Below are 19,637 nucleotides of genomic sequence, written 5' to 3' on the forward strand. Positions count from 1 at the left end.
TTTAAGATTTAGATGGGACTTTAAATTTTTTATTAATAAATATACATAATTTTTAATAAAAAAATAAGTTTGTAAATTATTGAAAAATTTACAAAATATTTTTACAATTAAATTAAACAAACGATTGCATAGAGGGGGGACTAAAAATGCAAAAAATTAAAAAGCCTCTAAGCTGGCTATTGGTGTTCTTTTTTATGTTTACTTTAATTCCAAGATTAACACCAAAGGCAAGTGCAGAGGTAAAATATTTGTCTGCTGACTTAATCGTTTCACTTGTTGGCAATTTTACTCCAGAGGGAGACAAAAATGACAATTGGAGGCCAGAAAATCCTGCAGGCTTTATGAAGCTATACCAAAATGGTATATATGAAAAGATTGTAACCTTCAAAAGTGCAGGAGACTATGAGTATAAGGTAGCCTTTAATGGCAATTGGGATGGATGTATACCAGGAGGGGATAATAGAAAATTAAAGGTTCCTGCTGATAACACTAAGGTAATCTTTAGATTTGACGCAAAGAATAGGGAAGTTTATGATTCAATTAATGAACCTCAAAGATTTAAAGTTAGTGCGACACTTGTAGGAACACTTAAGGATTTTTTGCAGAATGGACAAGATTGGAACCCTGGAGATGCAAATTTTGATTTACAATACATAGGTGGAGGATTTTATAAGGGTACATTTACTATAACTCCTCAAGATAAGGACTTTGAATACAAGGTTGCTTACAACCATGTTTGGGGAGCAGGAGAAATACAAGGAAGCAATAGAGTTATACCAAAGGAAAAATTAACAGGCAAAGTTAATGTTACATTCTTAGCAAATCCAGAATTAAATGTATGTGTGGATTCAATAAACAATCCAGATATTAATACTGTTGTATCACTAATCGGTCCAATAAGAGAGGTTCAAAGTGGGGAATGGGATGCTTCAGTTAAGGGATTTGAATTTAACTATTTAGATGGACAAGGAAAGTTTATATTTACAAAATATTTTACACCACAGAGTGAGGATAGAACATTTGAATATAAGGTTTGTGAAAATTACAGTTGGGATGGCGGAGGTATACCTTCAAGTGGTAATTTAAGAACTACAGTACCAAAGGAAGGAAAAATAGTTCACTTTATTTGTGATGTAAAGGAGAGAAAACTTTATGACAGCATAAATAATCCTGATAAAGTTTCAGAAATATTGGGGCTTGAGGCACCTATTGTGAGCCCAGAAGTTTATCCAGATGGAAGAGTGGTATTTAGATATAAAAACAATAACGCTAATAAAGTTTATATAGCTGGAGACTTTAATGGTTGGAACGCAGAAAAAGACTTAATGGCAAAGGATGAAAAGGGAGTTTGGAAGATTGAGTTAACTTTAAATCCAGGTGAATATAAATATAAGTTTGTAGTAGATGGAAACTGGATAGCTGACCCTTCAAATCCAAACCAAGTAGATGATGGATTTGGTGGTAAAAACTCAGTTGTAAAGATTCCAGCAAAGGTTACAAGTCCAGTGGTAAGAGGTAAAAGTGTTACATTTAACTATTTAGATTTAACAGGAAAGGTTAAGAAGGTAGAGCTTGCAGGTTCTATATTAGATAAGGATTGGAAGGAAAGAAGAACCTTTGAAAAACAAGGAGATATATTTACAATAACGTTAGATAATATAATGCCTGGGGTATATCAATATAAGTATATTGTTGATGGAAACTGGATGTTTGATCCTGTAAATCCAAGAAAAACAGGTGATGGTGCCTTTGATAACTCAATTGTATATGTTCCAGGATTAATTGATTTATTAGTTCCATTTGAGGTAAAAATGGATTCAGAACTTACTTTAAAGGGAAGAGTACTTAAAGAGGATGGAGCTGTAGAAGATTATCTGGATGTTGAATGGAGTGTAGTTGAAAATCCAAATAATATTGCAAAGATAGAAAATGGAAAACTAGTTGTATCAACTTTACCAGAAGGAGTAGAAGAAGTCGTTATTAAAGTAAAGGGAAAGGATAAAAATTCAGATGTTGAATTAACAAAGGAAACTAAGGTAGTTAGGGAACTTTCAGAAGTCCCAGGTGGAAGAACAGTTATATTAGCAGGTACTTTGCAGCATTTTGTAGGTGGAGGAGATTGGGATCCATCAAATCAAAACACAAGAATGAAACATATAGGAGATAATTTGTATAAATTTACAATTAAGAACCTACCAGCAGGTATATACGAATATAAAGTTGCTATGGGTTCTTGGAATGAAAACTATGGAAATAACGGAGAGAGAAACGGTGCAAATATAACAATTCAAAATCCAAAGACTCAGGATGTAACCTTCTATTATTCAGATTTAAGCCATATAGTAACAGATTCAACAAAATATATACCAAGGCTTTCAGATGAAGATAGACCAAAATTAATAATAGGAAGTCAAGAATATGTAATGAAGGACTTAGAATTAAGAGGAGTTTATTCAACAGAAGTTGAATTAGGAGCAGAAACCTACTCAAATATTAAAGTTAAGATAGATGATAAAGAATTTGTATATCCAGACATAACATTAACTGAAGGTAAAAGGGTTAAATTCAACTATGACTTAATAACAGGTTTAATATTTAATAATGCAGTAACAAATACAATTGATAAATCTAAGATTTATTTTGATTCACGAAACAGTGAATACAAGCTTCCTTTTGGTGCAGTAAAGACTGGAGAAGAAGTAACATTTAGATTAAAGACAGGAAAAGATATAGCACAGGCAAAGCTTGTTGTATTTACTCCAAATGGACAATTAAGTTTTGACATGATAAGGGAACAAAAGGATGAATATTATCTATGGACAGCTAAATTTACTCCAAATGAAAAGGGAATGTACAAATATTATTTTATAGTTTCCAATGGTTCAGATGTTAAGGCCTATGGTGATGATGACGGCCTATATGGTAAGGGTAAGGCTGATGAGCTTGGAAAGGTAATGTATTATGGACTAAATGTTTATTTGAAGGATTATAAAACACCAGATTGGATGAAGAATGCTGTAATATATCATATATTCCCAGATAGATTCTATAATGGAGACAAAAACAATGACTATGTACAAAAATTAGCAAGAGGTTTCTTGCCATACGAATTCTATGAGGATTGGTATGCGATCCCTGAAGTTCCTTCAATAGAAAACAATGATGGCTATAAAGGAACAAAGGGAGATGGCGAATGGTGTAATGAAATGTATGGAGGAGATATTAGGGGAGTTATTGAGAAGCTTGACTATCTACAATCTTTAGGTGTAAATGTACTATACTTTAATCCTATATCAAAATCAATTTCAAACCACAGATATGATGCAACAGATTATAGAGAACTTGATCCACTACTTGGTTCAATGGACGACTTTGTGGAACTTGCAAATAAAGCGAAAGAAAGAGGAATGAAGATAATATTAGATGGAGTATTTAACCACGTTTCAGATGACTCAATTTACTTTGATAGATATGGTAAGCATATGACAAAGGGCAAACCACTTGGTGCATACCAGTATTGGTCAAGGGTTTATGATTTGATGAATGAAATGGGATTAACACAACAGGATGCAGAAAAACAAGTTCAAGACTACTTTAGATCAATAGGAATTACAGATTTTCATTATAAAGATTGGTTTAAGATAGAAAACAGAAAAGTTGATGTAGGAACAAAAAATGAACACTATGCCTATGAGGGCTGGTGGGGATTTGATTCTATGCCAGTAATTCAGGCATTAAATGGTTCAGAGTATAAGGTTGAGTCTTGGGCAGATGAAATAATAGATGGAAAAGATGCAAATGCTAGGTTCTGGCTAAGACAAGGTTCAAATGGTTGGAGACTTGATGTAGCAAATGAAGTATCAGATGAAACTTGGCAACACTTTAGAAGAGCAGTAAAGGAAGAGGGCGACAATGTAATAATAGGAGAAATATGGGATGATGCATCAAGATATCTACTTGGAGATATGTATGATTCTGTTATGAACTATAGATTTAGAGCAGCAGTTTTAGACTATCTAATGGGTAAAAAAGACGCAAAGAGTACAATGGAAGTTTTAGAATTAATAAGAGAACAATATCCAAAGGAAGCCTTCTATTCTATGTTTAACTTAATAGATTCCCACGACACCCAAAGAGCAATTTCAGCCTTTGATGGTTATGAAAAGAGTAAAAAGGATATTGCAGATGCTCCAACTGAAAATGCAAAGAAGCTTCTAAAACTTGCAGTACTAATGCAGATGACTTATCCAGGTGCACCAGTAATATATTATGGAGATGAAGCAGCACTATTTGGTGCAGATGACCCAGACAACAGAAGAGCATTCCCTTGGGGTAAGGGCGACAAGGATATGGTTGAATGGTACGCAAAACTTGCAAATATGAGAAACACTTATGAGGTATTAAGAACAGGAGATATAACACCAATAGAACTAGATGATCTATTTGCCTTTAAGAGAACGTTAGCAAATGAAGTAGCATATGTTCTAATAAATAATGGCAAAGAAAAGGTTGTTGAGTTATCTGTTCCTCAAGGGATATATAAGCTTACAGATGCTATAACAGGAATAGAATATACTGCTCAAAATGGTAGGGTAACTTTACAAGTTTCTGAAAAGTGTGGATTAGTATTAGTAAGTAACTTTAGACAAGTTAAAGTAGAGTTTGAAAAATTAAAGGATGCATACGATCCGAAGTATATTGTAAAAAATAGAGAAGTAGGAAATGCTATGGATGATATAATTAAAATATTAAGTAATGATACAAAGGAAGGATTAGAGGTTAAGGTTTCATTGGAAAATGGCAAAGTATCAAGAGATGTTCTATTGTTAGCAGCAAGAAAGAATTTAATATTAACTGTAGAAACCAATGGAGTAGAGTTTAAATTTAATGCAAATGAAATGGTATTAAATGTTGATGGTGATTTGAAACTATCTGTTGAGGAAAGGTTGGATAATGCTGATGTTATAAATAAGCTACTTGGAAATAACTACTTTATACCATTAAATATTAACAGCAATTTTGGAACTTTGGTTGGAACAGGTGTTAAGGTTTCTGTAAAAGTAGATAGTAAAAAAATTAGCGAAAAGAAAGCATATGTATATTACTTTAATCCAAAAACACAGGAATTTGAAGAAATAGAATGTACTTTTGAAAATAGAGTAATAACATTTACAATAACTCACTGCAGCGACTATATAATAACAAATAAAAAGATTAAAATAAAGGAGAATGAGTTAAGACATAAAGGAAAAAATGAAAATAAATGTAATAAAAAATAATTATGTAAAATAATCCACCTAAAACGCTTCCTAAAACAGGAGGATTCCCATTAGAAGCATAATTTTTAATAGCTTTAATGTTTATATTTATTGGAATAGCCATGATACAGAAGTTTTCTGGCAAAGTAAATACAAAAAGAGGCTGATTAACTTCGGCCTCTTTATATTGTCTTTTAAAATAAATTTTAAATTTTTTATGGAATTTTCTAATATTATGTAACATAAGTAGAAAAATTTAACGTGTTTTGGTATAATTTAATTTTGTGATTACTCTCTATTTAGAGGTGAAGAAATGTTAACTAACAGCACAATTGCAAAAATAATTGATAAAATGCAGAATGCTTTTGCATATCATAAGGTAATATATGACCAAAATAAAAGGCCAATAGATTATGAATACATTTATGTTAATGATGCCTTTGAAGAGCTTACTGGACTAAAAAAGAAGGATGTAATTGGTTCAAGGGTTACACAGTTAATTCCCAATATTAAAGATAGCTTCTTTAATTGGATAGAATACTATGGAAAAATTGCTGAATATGAGTCAGAGGATCATATTGAGCAGTATTTTGATATATGGGATAGATGGTATAGAATAGACGTTTTTTCACCTGAAAAGGGATATTTTGCAACTCTATTTAATGATATTACAGATATTAAGAAAACAACAGAACTATTAAGAGAACAAAAGGATATATTAAAGCAAATTACAGAAAATCTTGAGGAAGCTACATTTCTACAAGATGTAAAAACTAAGGAAGTAATTTATGCAAGTAAATCCTTCGAAAAGATTTATGAAGTAAGCTTAGATAAATTAATGAAAGGAATAGGAAGTTGGAAAGACTTAATTCATCCAGACGATTATGAAAAGGTTATAAGTAGATCTAGGATGGAAGTTATATTGGAAAATATAAATGAAAAGGGAATATTTGTTGAAAAATATAGAATAGTAACTAAGACAGGAAGGATCAAATGGATAAAATCTAAATTCCTTCCAATACGAAATGAAAATGGAGAAATAATAAGAATAGCTGGGATTGATCAAGATATAACAAGAGATATAGAAAACAAGCTTGAAATAATAAATCAAAAAATTAAAGCAGAAAAGATGGCTATGTATGATTATTTAACGAATATTTACAATAGAAGGGCCTTTTTTGAGGTAGCATATGAATTATGCAATAAGGTAGAAAAGAAAAATAGTAGTGCTGTTGTTGTTATGACTGACATTGACAAATTTAAGACAATTAATGATACCTATGGTCATGATGTTGGAGATGCCATATTAAAAGATTTTGCAAGTATTTTAAAAAATTCTACAAGAGAATGTGATATAGTTGCAAGGTTTGGTGGAGAAGAGTTTGTTATACTCTTATATAATATTTCAATAGATGATGCCTACAAAAGAATTGAAGAACTAAGAAATGCAATACAAAACAAAATAGTAGAAGTAGGAAAAAATTCAATAAAGTATACAGCAAGCTTTGGTATAAGTGGAGTAAGATGTTTTGATGAAAAACCTCTAGAGGATGCAATCAAAAGAGCAGATATGGCACTATACAGAGCAAAGCAAAATGGAAGAAATAGAGTTGAGATTGAAAATTAATTATTAAATATATTTAATAAACTAATTATTTTTGATAAAATATAATCGCAAGTATTTACTTAAGAGCTTGGGGTGTTAATTATGGAGGGTGAATTATTCAGACGGATAGTTAGCCGCATGCAGAATGCTTTTTCATACAATAAAATTATCTATGATGAAAAAGGACAAGCCATTGATTTTGAATATGTATATGTTAATAAATCCTTTGAAGAATTTACAGGTATAAGATACGAAGATATAGTTGGTAAAAGGGCAAGTGAAATAAAAGATAATAGATTTGTTTTATTTGATAAAATTGATATTTTCTCTAATGTTGCAACAAATGGAACAGAAGATAAAATTGAACAATACTGTGATGTGTGGAAAAGATGGTATAGTATAGATGTTTTTTCACCAGAGGAGGGGTATTTCGGACTTCTTTATACAGATATTACAAATATAAAGAATTTAACCTCTTGGCTTGGTGAACAAAAGGAGATAATGAAGCAGATAACTGAAAATTTAGAGGAAGTAACATTTTTGATGGATGTTAGTACTAAAAAAATAATATATACAAGCTCTTCTGCTGAAAGATTGACAGGAATAAGTGTTGATAAACTTTATTCTGATGCTAAACTGTGGACAAAATGTATAGTTTTAGAGGATAGAGAAAGAGTTATACAAAGTCTACAGATGATTACACTGATAGATTATTTTAAATACCACAACATATATATTGATGAGTTTAGAATAATTGACTGTAGGCAGCAGCTAAGGTGGGTTAGACTAAAGTGTATACCAATAAAGGATGAAAACAATAATCCAATCAGGCTGGTTGGAATTATACAGGATATTACAAAGGAGAAAAATGATAAAAACGAAATATTAAAGGCAAAAAAGAGAGCTGAAAAGCTTGCAATGTTTGATTATTTAACAAAGGTTTACAATAGAAGAGCCTTCTTTATTAGGGCAAGAGAAGAGTTCTCTAGAGCAAAGAGAATGAAGAAGCCAGTTGCAGTTATTCTAACAGACTTAGATAGGTTTAAATCAATTAATGATACATATGGTCATGATGTCGGAGATTTAGTATTAAAGAACTTTTCAAGGACTATTAAGAACTTTGTAAGAAAATATGATGTTGTTGCAAGGTTTGGTGGAGAAGAGTTTGTTATAATGCTAAGTGGAACAGATTTAAGTGATGCCTACAAGAAAGCAGAAAGTTTAAGAAAAATAATTGAACAGACCAAGGTTTATACTAAAAAAACGAATTCTCCAATAAGCTTTACAGCAAGTTTTGGTGTTGCAGCGGCTGAACCACATCAAAATGTAGCATTAGAGGAGTTAATTTGTAGTGCAGATAAAGCACTATATAGAGCAAAGAATTATGGAAGAAATAGAGTAGAATGTGTATAAGGGGCTTAACAATAGCCCCTTATTTTATAAAAAAATATAAGGAAAATAAAAATAAAACTTCAATTTTTTCAAAAATATGATAAAATATTATTGACATAAACTTTCCCCCTATGCATTCCCCAAATATTTAAATGTGCATAGGGGATTTTTTTATTTAAGTAAAATTTTCAGAAAAATATTGACTTTTATAATGTTGTGTACAATAATTAAATTAGGAAAACCTTTTCTGTTAAGGGGGAGTTTGGGTGGAAAACAAAGTTCTAGATGTTGACTTGAGAAAAGAATACCTTTTAGAAGGAAATGATGAAGGATGTCTTGTTATACATGGGTTTACAGGAACACCAGCAGAATTGAGATTACTTGGAGAAAGATTAAATTCTAAAGGATATACAGTTTACGGTGTAAGATTAAAGGGCCATGGAACAAGTGTTGAAGAAATGGAGCAGTGTACGTACAAGGATTGGCTTGACTCAGCTATAGAGGGATACAACCTATTAAAGCAAAAATGTAAAAAGATCCATGTAATAGGTCATTCAATGGGATCGCTTATTGCACTTTATATTGCTCAAAACTTTGAAGTAGCCAGTGTATCAGCTCTAGCACCTCCTCTTTATGTAAAAAACAAAGCTTCATATTTTGCATTTATAGCAAAATACTTTATGAGATATAGTGAATGGGAACCAAGAGAAAGGCCTGAAGAGGAAATGAAATATTTATTAGGCTATAGCAAAGTACCAGTAAGGTCGGTACATGAGTTTAATAAGCTAAACAGGGTTGTTAAGAAAAATCTTAATAAGATAGAAGCTCCACTTTTGATAGTTTACTCAATAAACGATGAAACAGTTGAAGTTAAAAGTGCAGATTACTTGAATAATAAGGTTAAGAGTAAAGTTAAAAGGATATGTAAGCTCCAAAAGTCAGGACACAATATTACAGTTGAATGTGAAAGAGAGGATTGTTTTAAGGCAGTTTTAGAGTTTTTATCTGAGATAAAATAAGGGGGAAACTTTATGAATAAAAAGTATGTTCCATATATAATTGGACTTCCTAATTTAGGGGTTGGACTTCTTTGGGCTATGAATATGTCTGTTATTCCTCTTTTTATTTCTAAACTTAATGTTTCAAATGCCCAGCAGGGAAGATTGATTTCTATGGGTGCCTTTACAGGCATATTTGTTCAATATTTAGTAGGACTTTTAAGTGATAGAAGTAACTTTAAAATGGGTAAAAGAAAGCCTTATATGATAATGGGTTCAATTCTTTCAGCTTTATTTTTAACCCTGTTACCATACTCAAAGGGTTACTCAACTGCATTTATTTTAGCATTTCTATTTTATTTTTTCTTAAACTTTTATCAAGGCCCGTATTATTCTTTAATTCCTGAGGCAGTGGATGAAAATCAAATAGGACTTGCAAATGGATTTGCAAGGGTAGTTAGTGTAGTTGGAAGTGCAATAATATTTATGTTAGGGCCAAAGCTATGGGATATTAATTTTAAATATCCATTTTATCTTGGAGCTGTTTTAGGACTTCTTACAGTTATAATAACTGTATTTTTAGTAAGTGAAGATACATCAAAATATGAAAAACCAAACAGAATATCATTTGACTTTATAAAATTTCCATCTGTTATAAAATTATATCTTTCAGTATTTATGGTTTATATGTCCTTTGGTTTTATTACACCTTTCTTTGTAAAGTATTGTACAACAAACTTAAATATTTCAAATACAGATGCCAACAATGCTCTACTTATATTAACCCTTGCAGGTGCTGTATTTGCAGTTCCTATTGGAAAGCTTGCAGATAAGATTGAAAAAAGAAAGGTACTATTATTAGGAGTTGTTCTATTTGCGTTATCTTTGGCCTTAGGTACTTTTATAACTAGCAAAGTTGCATTGTTTGTAATGATGTCTGTTATAGGAATTGGATTTATAGCGATTCAAATAACAACATATTCAATACTTGCAGAAATCGTTCCTCCTGAAAGATTAGGAGAGTTTATGGGCATGATGAACCTATTTATATCACTACCTCAGTTTTTAGCAAATAACATAATGGGATACATGTTAGATACATTCGGATATAGAGTATATTTCCCAACTGCAGCTATAGCAATGATTATTGCAGGTATAATTGTATTAACATCACGATTTAACAAGTATGTAAGTAAAGGAATTTCAAACTCTATATAAAAAATGTTGGGTTTACACCCAACATTTTTTATATATATTATTTTAAAACAACTACCTTTTTACCATTTACATCCTGAATTTTAATTTTGTCTTGTTTTAATAGGTTTTCCACTACAGTTTTAACCATTTTATTTGGTTCTAAAACTGTCATGCTTTTTCGACTCCAAAAGACCTTTGCAGTTACACCTTCAATTTCTTTTTCAAGCTCCTTATATGTAGCAGATTTGTTTTTATAAAGATACTTTAATATTTTATCTTTGCATTTTATGTATAACCTCTTTGTTAATTCTGCAGGAAGATAATATTCCTTTGCTTGTCCATATATAATTAAAAATACCGTAATTAAAGCTATAGACATAACATAAATTACATATCGCATAATTGTACCTCCTTAAAATTACAGCCCAAGAAAACTTGGGCTGTAATTTTATTTATCTTTATTATACACTTTTAGTTTTGTTAACATCAACTTTTTTGGATTTATCCTGTAATACAAAGTAAGCAAGGCTTAGAGCAACTAATAGGAATAATACTAGAGCACCCCATCTTTCTAAAATAGGATTCTTTAGGCTGAAATCAATTTCAAAATATGCAAAGAATGCCAAAATTACACCCATTAAACCTTCACCAGCAATTAAACCAGATGAGTAGAGTATACCTTTTTCAACTTTTTCTTTACGTTCTCCTTCATCCTTTATCTTCTTATCAACTATTCCTCTAATAATTCCTCCAACCATAATTGGAGTTGATAAACTGATTGGTAGGTATAGTCCTATTGCAACAGGAAGTGATGGAATCTTGAATAGTTCAAGCATTAATGAAATAAATACGCCCATAAATACAAGGTTCCAAGGAAGATTTCCTTCCATTATACCTTCAATAACAAGCTTCATAAGGGTAGCCTGTGGAGCACTCAATTCCTTTGAACCAAATGTATATGCCTGATGAAGCATAATTAATATAAATCCTATTACAGCAGCTGAAGCAAGAACACCAATAAGTTCTCCAACCTGTTGCTTCCATGGAGTTGCACCAACAAGGTAACCTGTCTTTAAGTCCTGTGATGTATCACCAGCAATTGCAGCAGCAGTACAAACAACAGCACCAATAATTAGAGCAGCAATCATACCTTCTTTATCCTTATATCCAACTGCCTTTAATATTACTGTTGAGAAAAGAAGTGTAGCAATAGTCATACCTGATACTGGGTTTGAAGAACTACCAACAAGTCCAACAATTCTTGATGAAACAGTTACAAAGAAGAAACCGAATATAGCAATAAGTATTGCACCCCAAATTTTAACAGGAATTTGTGGTAGTACAGCCATAAGTACTATTAAAACAATTACACCAGCTATAACAAACTTTGGATTAAGGTCTGCATCTACTCTTTCAATAATGCCTGTTGCCTTCTTTCCATATCCCTTCATAGCTTCTTTAAATGAATTTATAATAGTTGGTATAGACTTAATTAAGCTAATTATACCTCCAGTTGCAACAGCACCAGCACCGATATATCTTATATAGCTTTTCCAAATTTGAGTGATGCTGAGTTCTGCTATTGGCTTTGTTGCTGGGAATATAGGAGTATTAATATATTGGCCAAAGAATGATATTGCAGGTATTAATACAAGCCATCCAAGGATTGCACCACCGAGCATGTAAGCAGAAATTTGAGGTCCTACAATGAAACCAACACCAAGTAGTGCAGGATATACATCCATACCAACCATTGCACCATGGTATTTTGGTATTTCAAAGTCAATTGAAGTTGGGAACATCATAAATCCATCGCCAGCAAGCTTATAAATAAGTCCAACTAATGCACCTATAAATACATAAATAGCACCTGTTCCGCCTTCTTCTCCTGCAACTAAAACTTCAGCACATGCAACTCCCTCTGGATATGGAAGTTTTCCATGTTCTTGAACTATTAAGTATCTTCTTATAGGAATCATAAATAGAACACCAAGGGCACCGCCTACAAATGTTAATATACCCATTGTTAAAACGCTAGGAGCTTCTCCCCATAAGAATAGAGCAGGAATTGTAAAGATTGCACCAGCAGCAAGAGATTCACCAGCTGAAGCTATTGTTTGAACCATATTGTTTTCAAGTATTGATTTTCTCTGCAAAATAACTCTAACAATTGCCATAGAAACAACGGCAGCTGGAATTGAAGCAGAAACAGTCATACCTACCTTAAGTCCAAGATATGCATTTGCGGCACCAAATAGAGCAGAAAGCAAAACACCAAGTACGATTGAAAGAACTGTGAATTCAGGCATCTTTTTCTCTGAAGGAACATATGGAACGTATTTTTGTCCTTCCTTTAAGCCGTATGCTCCATCAGGAAGCCCTTTTTTTGACATAAAAAACCCCTCCCCATTTTATTTTTTATATTAAAATTTTATTTCTGTAATTTCAATTTAATTCCTTCTAAATTTTTCCTTAATTTTTTTTAATACAAAAATGTATATTCTTGTCTTAATTTTACTTTTAGTTTACAATTTTAATGGGTGATAATTATGATAAGAAGTTTTGTAAAATACTATAAACCACATATAGCACTTTTTATTTTAGATATGATTTGTGCAGTTTTAATTGCTGCTACAGATTTGATATATCCGATGATAACAAGAAGGTTTATAAATATAATAATTCCCTCAAAAAATATATCTTTGATCTTTAAACTAGGTATTATACTTTTTATTTTATATGTGCTAAGAATGATATTTGAATATATAGTTGGATATTATGGACATGTTTTAGGAGTTAGGATGGAATATGATATGAGAAGGGACATGTTTTCACATGTTCAAACACTTCCTATAAGTTACTTTGATAATACTAAAACAGGTCAAATTATGTCTAGAATTGTAAATGATTTAAATGAAATATCAGAGCTTGCCCATCATGGACCAGAGGATATATTTATTTCCAGTTTAATGATATTAGGTTCTTTTATTTTACTTCTTAGACTTAATGTAAAACTTACACTAATTGTATTTACAGTTATACCATTTATGATTTATTTCACAATAAAATATAATTCTAAAATGAGAAGAAACTTTAGGCAGATAAGGGAAAGCCTAGCTGATGTAAATAGTAGACTTGAGGATTCAATATCAGGGATTAGAGTAGTTAAGTCTTTTACAAATGAGGAGTATGAAATAGATAAATTTGATGAGGGAAATAATCAGTTTAAATATTTAAGAACAAAATCAGTTAAATATATTGGTATACTTCATGGGGGAATAAATTTCTTTTCAAATATTTCAACATTAATTGCTCTTGTTGCAGGTGGATATTATGTATCAAAGGGAGAAATATTGGTTGGAGATTTAGTTGCATATCTACTTTACATCGGCCAATTTTTACAACCAATAAAGAGGCTTGCTCAGTTTGTAGAACAGTACCAGAGAGGTATGGCAGGATTTAAGAGGTTTTATGAGGTAATGAATATAAAGCCAGATATATTTGATAAAGATGATGCGATAACTTTAGATAAAGTGAGAGGAAAAGTGGAGTTTAAAAATGTAAGCTTTAGTTATAATGATAAAAAAACAGTTCTTGAAAATATAAATCTTAAGGTGGAGGCAGGGGAGAGCATAGCAATTGTTGGTCCATCTGGAGTTGGAAAAACAACTCTTTGTAGCCTAATCCCTAGATTTTATGATGTAGATAGTGGAAACATATATATTGATGATATAGATGTTAAGGACATAAAGCTAAAGTCTTTGAGGCAAAACATAGGTATTGTTCAACAGGATGTATTTTTATTTGCAGGAACAATACGTGAAAATATTGCATACGGAAAATTAGATGCAACAGATGAAGAGATCATAAATGCAGCAAAGGCAGCAAATGCCCACGATTTTATAATGGAATTAGAGGATGGATATGATACATACATAGGAGAGAGGGGAGTTAAATTATCTGGTGGGCAGAAGCAGAGAATATCTATAGCAAGGATGTTTCTAAAAAATCCACCTATTTTAATTTTGGATGAAGCAACATCATCCCTTGATAATCAAAGTGAAGCAATAATTCAAAAGTCAATAGAGGAACTATCAAAAAATAGAACAACATTCATAATAGCCCACAGGCTTGCAACTGTAAAGAATGCAAAGAGAATAATAGTTTTAACTGAAAATGGTATAGAGGAAGAGGGAACCCATAAGGAGCTTATGGAGAAAAAGGGAGTTTATTACGAATTATATAAAACTCAATTTGAATAGGATAGGCCTTTGCCTATCCTAAAGCAACATCTAGTACCATCATCACTATAAATCCTATAATAGTCATAATGCTTATTAGCCCTTCGTTTCCCTCAGATTGAGATTCAGGAATAAGTTCTTTTACCACAACATAAATCATGGCTCCCGCTGCAAAGGATAGAGCATATGGAAGTATAGCTCGTATATATACAACTAGGTATGCACCAATTACAGCAGCAATTGGTTCAACAATTGCAGACGCTTGACCGTACATAAAGCTTTTAAATGCGGTTAAACCTTCTCTTCTTAAAGGTAGGGATACAGCGGCACCTTCTGGAAAGTTTTGAATTCCTATTCCAATCGCAAGGGATAAGGCGGCTGCTAGAGTTGCTGCGTCGTATCCAAAGTTTAAGGCACCAAAGGCAACTCCAATTGCAAGGCCTTCAGGTATGTTGTGTAGTGTTATGGCAAGTATGAGCAGAAACATTCTTCTCCAAATGTTTTTTTCTTCACTCTCTTTTTTGTGTATTTTCCCAGCTATAAAGTCTGTCAACCTAATAAACAATCCTCCAAATAAAAATCCTAGTGCAGTAGGAAAAACTGGATTATATCCTAGTTCATCTGAAAGCTCTATTGCAGGTGTAAGTAATGACCAAAAGCTAGCTGCAATCATAACCCCAGCGGCAAATCCCATCATACTATTTAATATTTTCTTATTTACATCCTTAAAAAAGAATACAAGACCTGCTCCTAAGGCGGTGACGAGCCACGTAAATATTGTTGCAAGTAGTGCTAGAGTAACAGGTGAAAAGCATATAAGTTGATTCATAATACCACCCCCTATTAATTTAGAATATTTATATGGGGTGGTTTTTGTTACACAAAAAAATAAAAAGCAAAGAGCACATAACAGTCTACCTTACACCAACCTAGATAGTTTATTACCCAACTGCAATCTTTCGACTGCAATAGAGCAGTTCGCCACCTAAGCTGATGGTTCGTTCGACCATAGAGGATATCTAATTAGCTATATACAACCTCTCGGCTGTATATAACCAAACTTCATGTGGGCCCTAACACGAATATCAATACCCTCTATAATCTTAGCTCGACCCTTTAGGATAGATTGGAACCATATTATAATCATATTATGAATATACGACTATAATATAGCTTTTCTCAACCCTAAAGAATCTTCCCTCCGACTATATATAAGCCCAAATAGATGAAACTAGATGGACCTATATATAATCTTTGGTCGACCTATATACACCCCTGCCAAGGAGCATATATAGATCTTAGCTCAACTGTTATATACCCTTTGCTTACACTAATAATATTTCCTTAAATTTAATATTTTATACACATTAATAAAAGCTATTGGGTTTCAATTTCCCAATAGCTTTTACAATTTTTAATATATATATGGTGTCAAAGTGTATTTTTGAGTGTTGCTATATGATCCATTATAACCTATAACTAATATATAATAATAACCTGTGTATTTTGCCTTATATACAATTCTTTCTGATGATCCATATCCATTTTCAGAGTAGGCTACTAATGTACCGGATTGATTATATAGGTATAAATCGTAATCACCAGGAACATTAGTTAAATTAATATCTAAATACTTACCATTGTTTACATAAATTTTGTAAAAATCTTTATCTGTAGGAGTAAATATATATGATGAATAGCTTGTTGATGAATATACTCTATATGCTTGGGAAATTGTATCATTAGGTTCGTACAAATCAGTTGTTTGATAAATACCAACTTGATCAAATGCCCATCCAACAGTTTGAGCTTCAGTACTGTCTGTACCATATAAATCTTTTGCTGATTGTATTAGTCCTAATCTTGCATTATAGAAGTTAGTACTGCTTGTAAAATATGTTGTTAAAGCACGATAGTAAATTCTTGCAGTTTTTTCACAGCCAATATTTTGAGCTATAAGAAAAGCAGCTTTATTTGGGATTCCAGAATTAATATGAACGCCACCGTTATCATCGGAAGTATAAACGTAATTGTTCATATGATCAGGTTGATTATAAAGTGTAGGATTTGCAAGACTTCTTAAAGCATCACCAGGTGTTGAAGGAGTATATATATCATCTCCAATTACCCAATCAGATACATTAAATTGCCACTGGCCTCCATTAGCAACATTATATTTGTCGTATGTTTGAACTAAAACACCAAATACATCTGCTAATGATTCATTAAGAGCTCCAGATTGATCTTTATATGTCAAATTAGCAGTATGTGTAATTACACCATGAGTCATTTCATGGGCAACAACATCTAAATCTCCTGATAAAGCCCTAAATAAGGTGCCATCTCCATCTCCATAAACCATTTGAGTTCCATCCCAAAATGCATTGTTGTATTTACTTCCATAATGTACAGTAGATATTAAGCTCATACCGTTGTTATCCAAACTGTTTCTATTAAACATATTTTTATAAAATTGATAAACTACTCCTGCATAATAATGAGCACTTACGCCTGCTGCATCATTTATTGTAGTTGTTGTAGAATAGATTGTAGTTCCAGGATAAGTCTGTCTGTTATTTGCAGATGTAGTATTTATATAGCTATTTGTTGGTCTTGTTATGTCTTTGGTATAATAATATGAACCTTGTTGATAAAGAATTAAAGTTTTTGTAGTGCCATCTACAGCTGTTCCATTACCATAAACTACACCATCATATCTGATGTTGCTGACTATACTTATAACTTTTCCACTATAAACATCAATATAAACTTCCCAATTGCCTATTTCAGGCTCATTATATTGAATATTTACCTTGTAAGTTTGATAGTATTTGTTATCATTTGGATTTTTATAAATAACAACTTTTGTTGTAGGAGGTGTGCGTAGTTCTTTGAATTGGAACTGTGATTTTGCAATTTCAATTGCTTGAGTTTCAGGAAGAACAGATGTAGATTCTTTTACTATAGTAATGTTATCAATAATTTGGCCAGTTATTTTTTTTAGAGTATTATTTTTAACATGGGCTATGATTTCTTGTCCTTCTATTGGTATACCATTAAATTTTTGATTAAACTTAAGATGAGTAAAACCAAGTTCATCATTAAATTCAGAAACTTTTTGTAGTTTTATTTGGTTGTTTAAATTAAATTTATCCTTATTTTCATTTATAACTTTTTCTATTGTATTTTCATCTAACTTGCCTTCTAAACTTACATCTAAATCGTGGAATAGGTTGATTTGTTTCATTTTTATTTCTTGTTGTGTACTATTTTCAAAAGGATTTGGCATTTGTTTTTTGGGAGAGGCTAAAGTTGAAGTTGTAGTAGTAAATGCGAAAAGTAAAACAAGAGTTGTTGAAAATAATTTTTTAAACATTAAATCCTCCCATAAAAAATATTCTAAGTATATATATTTAAAATATATACGAATTATTACAAAAAAAAGTCTCAAAATATGGAAATATTTTGAGACTTTTGGGATTAATTAACCATTTTAATAAAATAATTATGAAAGTTTAAATCGTCAGTCAGTTCAGGATGAAATGAAGTTACTAAAATATTCTTCTGCTTTGCAGCTACTATTTTGTTTTCAACCTTATGAATAATGCGTACATCTTTACCAGCTTCACTTATATAAGGTGCCCTTATAAATACTAATTCAATAGGATTATTTGATACTTCAGGCACTATGTCAATTTTTTTAAAACTATCAATTTGGCTACCAAAGGCATTTCTTTTAACCTTTATATCCATAACCTCAAGATGTCTCCTTGTATCATTTTCAATTTCCTTTGCAAGTAGAATCATTCCAGCACAAGTACCCCATGTAGGAAGACCTGATTGGATTAGAGCTTTTAATGGAGTAAGTAGATTAGCATCCCTTAAAAGCTTACCAATTGTAGTACTTTCACCTCCAGGAAGGATAATTCCATCTATCTTTTTTAAATCATCAATCTTTTTTACTTCTATAGCTTCAACATTAAGTTTGTTTAAATGGTTTATATGCTCAATTACTCCACCTTGTAGAGATAAAACTCCGACTCTCATATTACCAGCCTCTTTCCGCAAAATTGCTCTCAAGATTTTTAATTTCAAGTCCAAACATTGCATCACCTAAATCCTCAGATATTTCAGCAAGTATTTTTGGTTCATTATAGTATGTAGTTGCCATTACAATTGCCTTTGCTCTTTTTTCAGGATTTTGAGATTTAAAGATTCCTGAACCCACAAATACACCTTCGGCACCAAGTTGCATCATAAGGGCTGCATCAGCGGGTGTTGCAATTCCTCCTGCTGCAAAGTTTACAACAGGTAGCTTGCCATTTTTCCATACATACTTAATAAGTTCATAGGGTGCATTTAGTTCTTTACTTATTGTCATTAATGATTCTTCACTTGCAGATTGAACCATCTTTATATCTTCATTCATTTGCCTTAGGTGCCTTACAGCTTCTACAACGTTACCTGTGCCAGCTTCTCCTTTAGTTCTTATCATAGAAGCTCCTTCTCCGATTCTTCTTAAGGCTTCACCTAAGTTTCTTGCTCCACATACAAATGGCACTTTAAAATTCCATTTGTTTATATGATATTTTTCATCTGCAGGTGTTAAAACTTCACTTTCGTCAATAAAGTCTATATCGAGTGCTTCAAGTATTTGAGCCTCAACAAAATGTCCAATTCTTACTTTAGCCATAACAGGAATTGATACCGCAGATTTTATCTCTTTTATAAGCTTTGGGTCTGACATTCTTGCAACTCCACCTTGCTTTCTAATATCAGCAGGAACCCTTTCTAATGCCATAACAGCACAGGCACCAGCTTTTTCAGCAATTTCAGCCTCTTTAGCACAGGTTACATCCATAATTACTCCGCCTTTTAGCATCTTTGCAAGATCCTTGTTTAACTCATAGCGTTCCATAACAAAATTCCCCCTTTTTAAATAATG

Annotated in this window: 12 protein-coding genes; 6 read left to right on the plus strand and 6 right to left on the minus strand. The window is 32.0% G+C overall.

Annotated elements, in window-relative coordinates; genetic code table 11:
- Positions 1 to 146 precede the first annotated feature (146 nt).
- The 5 genes from TCEL_RS12705 to TCEL_RS02150 all read left to right on the plus strand — a co-directional run bounded on the left by TCEL_RS12705 (position 147) and on the right by TCEL_RS02150 (position 10,472).
- Complete coding sequence (locus TCEL_RS12705) at positions 147 to 5,279, plus strand: pullulanase X25 domain-containing protein (protein ID WP_018660651.1); 5,133 nt, start codon at positions 147 to 149, stop codon at positions 5,277 to 5,279.
- Positions 5,280 to 5,571: 292 nt separating this feature from the next.
- The gene (locus TCEL_RS02135) at positions 5,572 to 6,885 is read left to right on the plus strand and encodes a diguanylate cyclase (RefSeq protein WP_018660653.1); all 1,314 of its coding nucleotides are present in this window, start codon (positions 5,572 to 5,574) and stop codon (positions 6,883 to 6,885) included.
- A 117-nt stretch (positions 6,886 to 7,002) separates the two neighbouring features.
- On the plus strand, positions 7,003 to 8,277 hold the full coding sequence (locus TCEL_RS12710; protein ID WP_018660655.1) for a diguanylate cyclase: 1,275 nt from the start codon (positions 7,003 to 7,005) through the stop codon (positions 8,275 to 8,277).
- A gap of 245 nt (positions 8,278 to 8,522) precedes the next feature.
- Positions 8,523 to 9,275 (plus strand): alpha/beta hydrolase, encoded by a 753-nt coding sequence (locus TCEL_RS02145; protein ID WP_018660658.1) that lies wholly within the window; start codon positions 8,523 to 8,525, stop codon positions 9,273 to 9,275.
- 12 nt (positions 9,276 to 9,287) lie between these two features.
- Positions 9,288 to 10,472 carry an MFS transporter gene (locus TCEL_RS02150; RefSeq protein WP_018660660.1) on the plus strand — a complete coding sequence of 395 codons (1,185 nt, stop codon included), beginning with the start codon at positions 9,288 to 9,290 and terminating at the stop codon, positions 10,470 to 10,472.
- 37 nt (positions 10,473 to 10,509) lie between these two features.
- Here TCEL_RS02150 and TCEL_RS02155 read toward each other — a convergent pair whose 3' ends face one another.
- A complete protein-coding gene (locus tag TCEL_RS02155) occupies positions 10,510 to 10,851 on the minus strand; it encodes a hypothetical protein (protein ID WP_018660662.1) in 342 nt (113 codons plus the stop codon).
- A 61-nt stretch (positions 10,852 to 10,912) separates the two neighbouring features.
- Entirely contained in the window at positions 10,913 to 12,844 is a 1,932-nt protein-coding gene (locus TCEL_RS02160) for an OPT family oligopeptide transporter (RefSeq protein WP_018660664.1), read from the minus strand.
- Between the two features lie 156 nt (positions 12,845 to 13,000).
- Between TCEL_RS02160 and TCEL_RS02165 the strand changes: the two genes are divergently transcribed.
- On the plus strand, positions 13,001 to 14,713 hold the full coding sequence (locus TCEL_RS02165) for an ABC transporter ATP-binding protein (protein ID WP_018660666.1): 1,713 nt from the start codon (positions 13,001 to 13,003) through the stop codon (positions 14,711 to 14,713).
- Between the two features lie 13 nt (positions 14,714 to 14,726).
- On the opposite strand, the gene TCEL_RS02170 is transcribed toward TCEL_RS02165, so the two are convergent.
- The 4 genes from TCEL_RS02170 to pdxS form a co-directional block, all read right to left on the minus strand.
- Positions 14,727 to 15,521 (minus strand): ZIP family metal transporter, encoded by a 795-nt coding sequence (locus TCEL_RS02170; protein ID WP_018660667.1) that lies wholly within the window; start codon positions 15,519 to 15,521, stop codon positions 14,727 to 14,729.
- A gap of 585 nt (positions 15,522 to 16,106) precedes the next feature.
- Positions 16,107 to 18,068 (minus strand): M4 family metallopeptidase, encoded by a 1,962-nt coding sequence (locus TCEL_RS02175; protein WP_018660668.1) that lies wholly within the window; start codon positions 18,066 to 18,068, stop codon positions 16,107 to 16,109.
- 104 nt (positions 18,069 to 18,172) lie between these two features.
- Positions 18,173 to 18,739, minus strand: coding sequence for a pyridoxal 5'-phosphate synthase glutaminase subunit PdxT (pdxT, locus tag TCEL_RS02180; protein WP_018660669.1), 567 nt, complete (start codon positions 18,737 to 18,739; stop codon positions 18,173 to 18,175).
- A gap of 1 nt (position 18,740) precedes the next feature.
- Positions 18,741 to 19,610 carry a pyridoxal 5'-phosphate synthase lyase subunit PdxS gene (gene pdxS, locus TCEL_RS02185; RefSeq protein WP_018660670.1) on the minus strand — a complete coding sequence of 290 codons (870 nt, stop codon included), beginning with the start codon at positions 19,608 to 19,610 and terminating at the stop codon, positions 18,741 to 18,743.
- Positions 19,611 to 19,637: the final 27 nt, after the last annotated feature.

The sequence above is a fragment of the Thermobrachium celere DSM 8682 genome, assembly GCF_000430995.1.
Taxonomy (GTDB): Bacteria; Bacillota; Clostridia; order Clostridiales; family Caloramatoraceae; genus Thermobrachium; species Thermobrachium celere.

Excerpts from the sequence above, each read along its gene's own strand:
- TCEL_RS12705 (WP_018660651.1), top strand. The coding sequence starts at position 147 with ATGCAAAAAATTAAAAAGCCTCTAAGCTGGCTATTGGTGTTCTTTTTT.
- TCEL_RS02135 (WP_018660653.1), top strand. The coding sequence starts at position 5,572 with ATGTTAACTAACAGCACAATTGCAAAAATAATTGATAAAATGCAGAAT.
- TCEL_RS12710 (WP_018660655.1), top strand. The coding sequence starts at position 7,003 with ATGCAGAATGCTTTTTCATACAATAAAATTATCTATGATGAAAAAGGA.
- TCEL_RS02150 (WP_018660660.1), top strand. The coding sequence starts at position 9,288 with ATGAATAAAAAGTATGTTCCATATATAATTGGACTTCCTAATTTAGGG.
- TCEL_RS02155 (WP_018660662.1), bottom strand. The coding sequence starts at position 10,851 with ATGCGATATGTAATTTATGTTATGTCTATAGCTTTAATTACGGTATTT.
- TCEL_RS02160 (WP_018660664.1), bottom strand. The coding sequence starts at position 12,844 with ATGTCAAAAAAAGGGCTTCCTGATGGAGCATACGGCTTAAAGGAAGGA.
- TCEL_RS02165 (WP_018660666.1), top strand. The coding sequence starts at position 13,001 with ATGATAAGAAGTTTTGTAAAATACTATAAACCACATATAGCACTTTTT.
- TCEL_RS02170 (WP_018660667.1), bottom strand. The coding sequence starts at position 15,521 with ATGAATCAACTTATATGCTTTTCACCTGTTACTCTAGCACTACTTGCA.
- TCEL_RS02175 (WP_018660668.1), bottom strand. The coding sequence starts at position 18,068 with ATGTTTAAAAAATTATTTTCAACAACTCTTGTTTTACTTTTCGCATTT.
- pdxT (WP_018660669.1), bottom strand. The coding sequence starts at position 18,739 with ATGAGAGTCGGAGTTTTATCTCTACAAGGTGGAGTAATTGAGCATATA.
- pdxS (WP_018660670.1), bottom strand. The coding sequence starts at position 19,610 with ATGGAACGCTATGAGTTAAACAAGGATCTTGCAAAGATGCTAAAAGGC.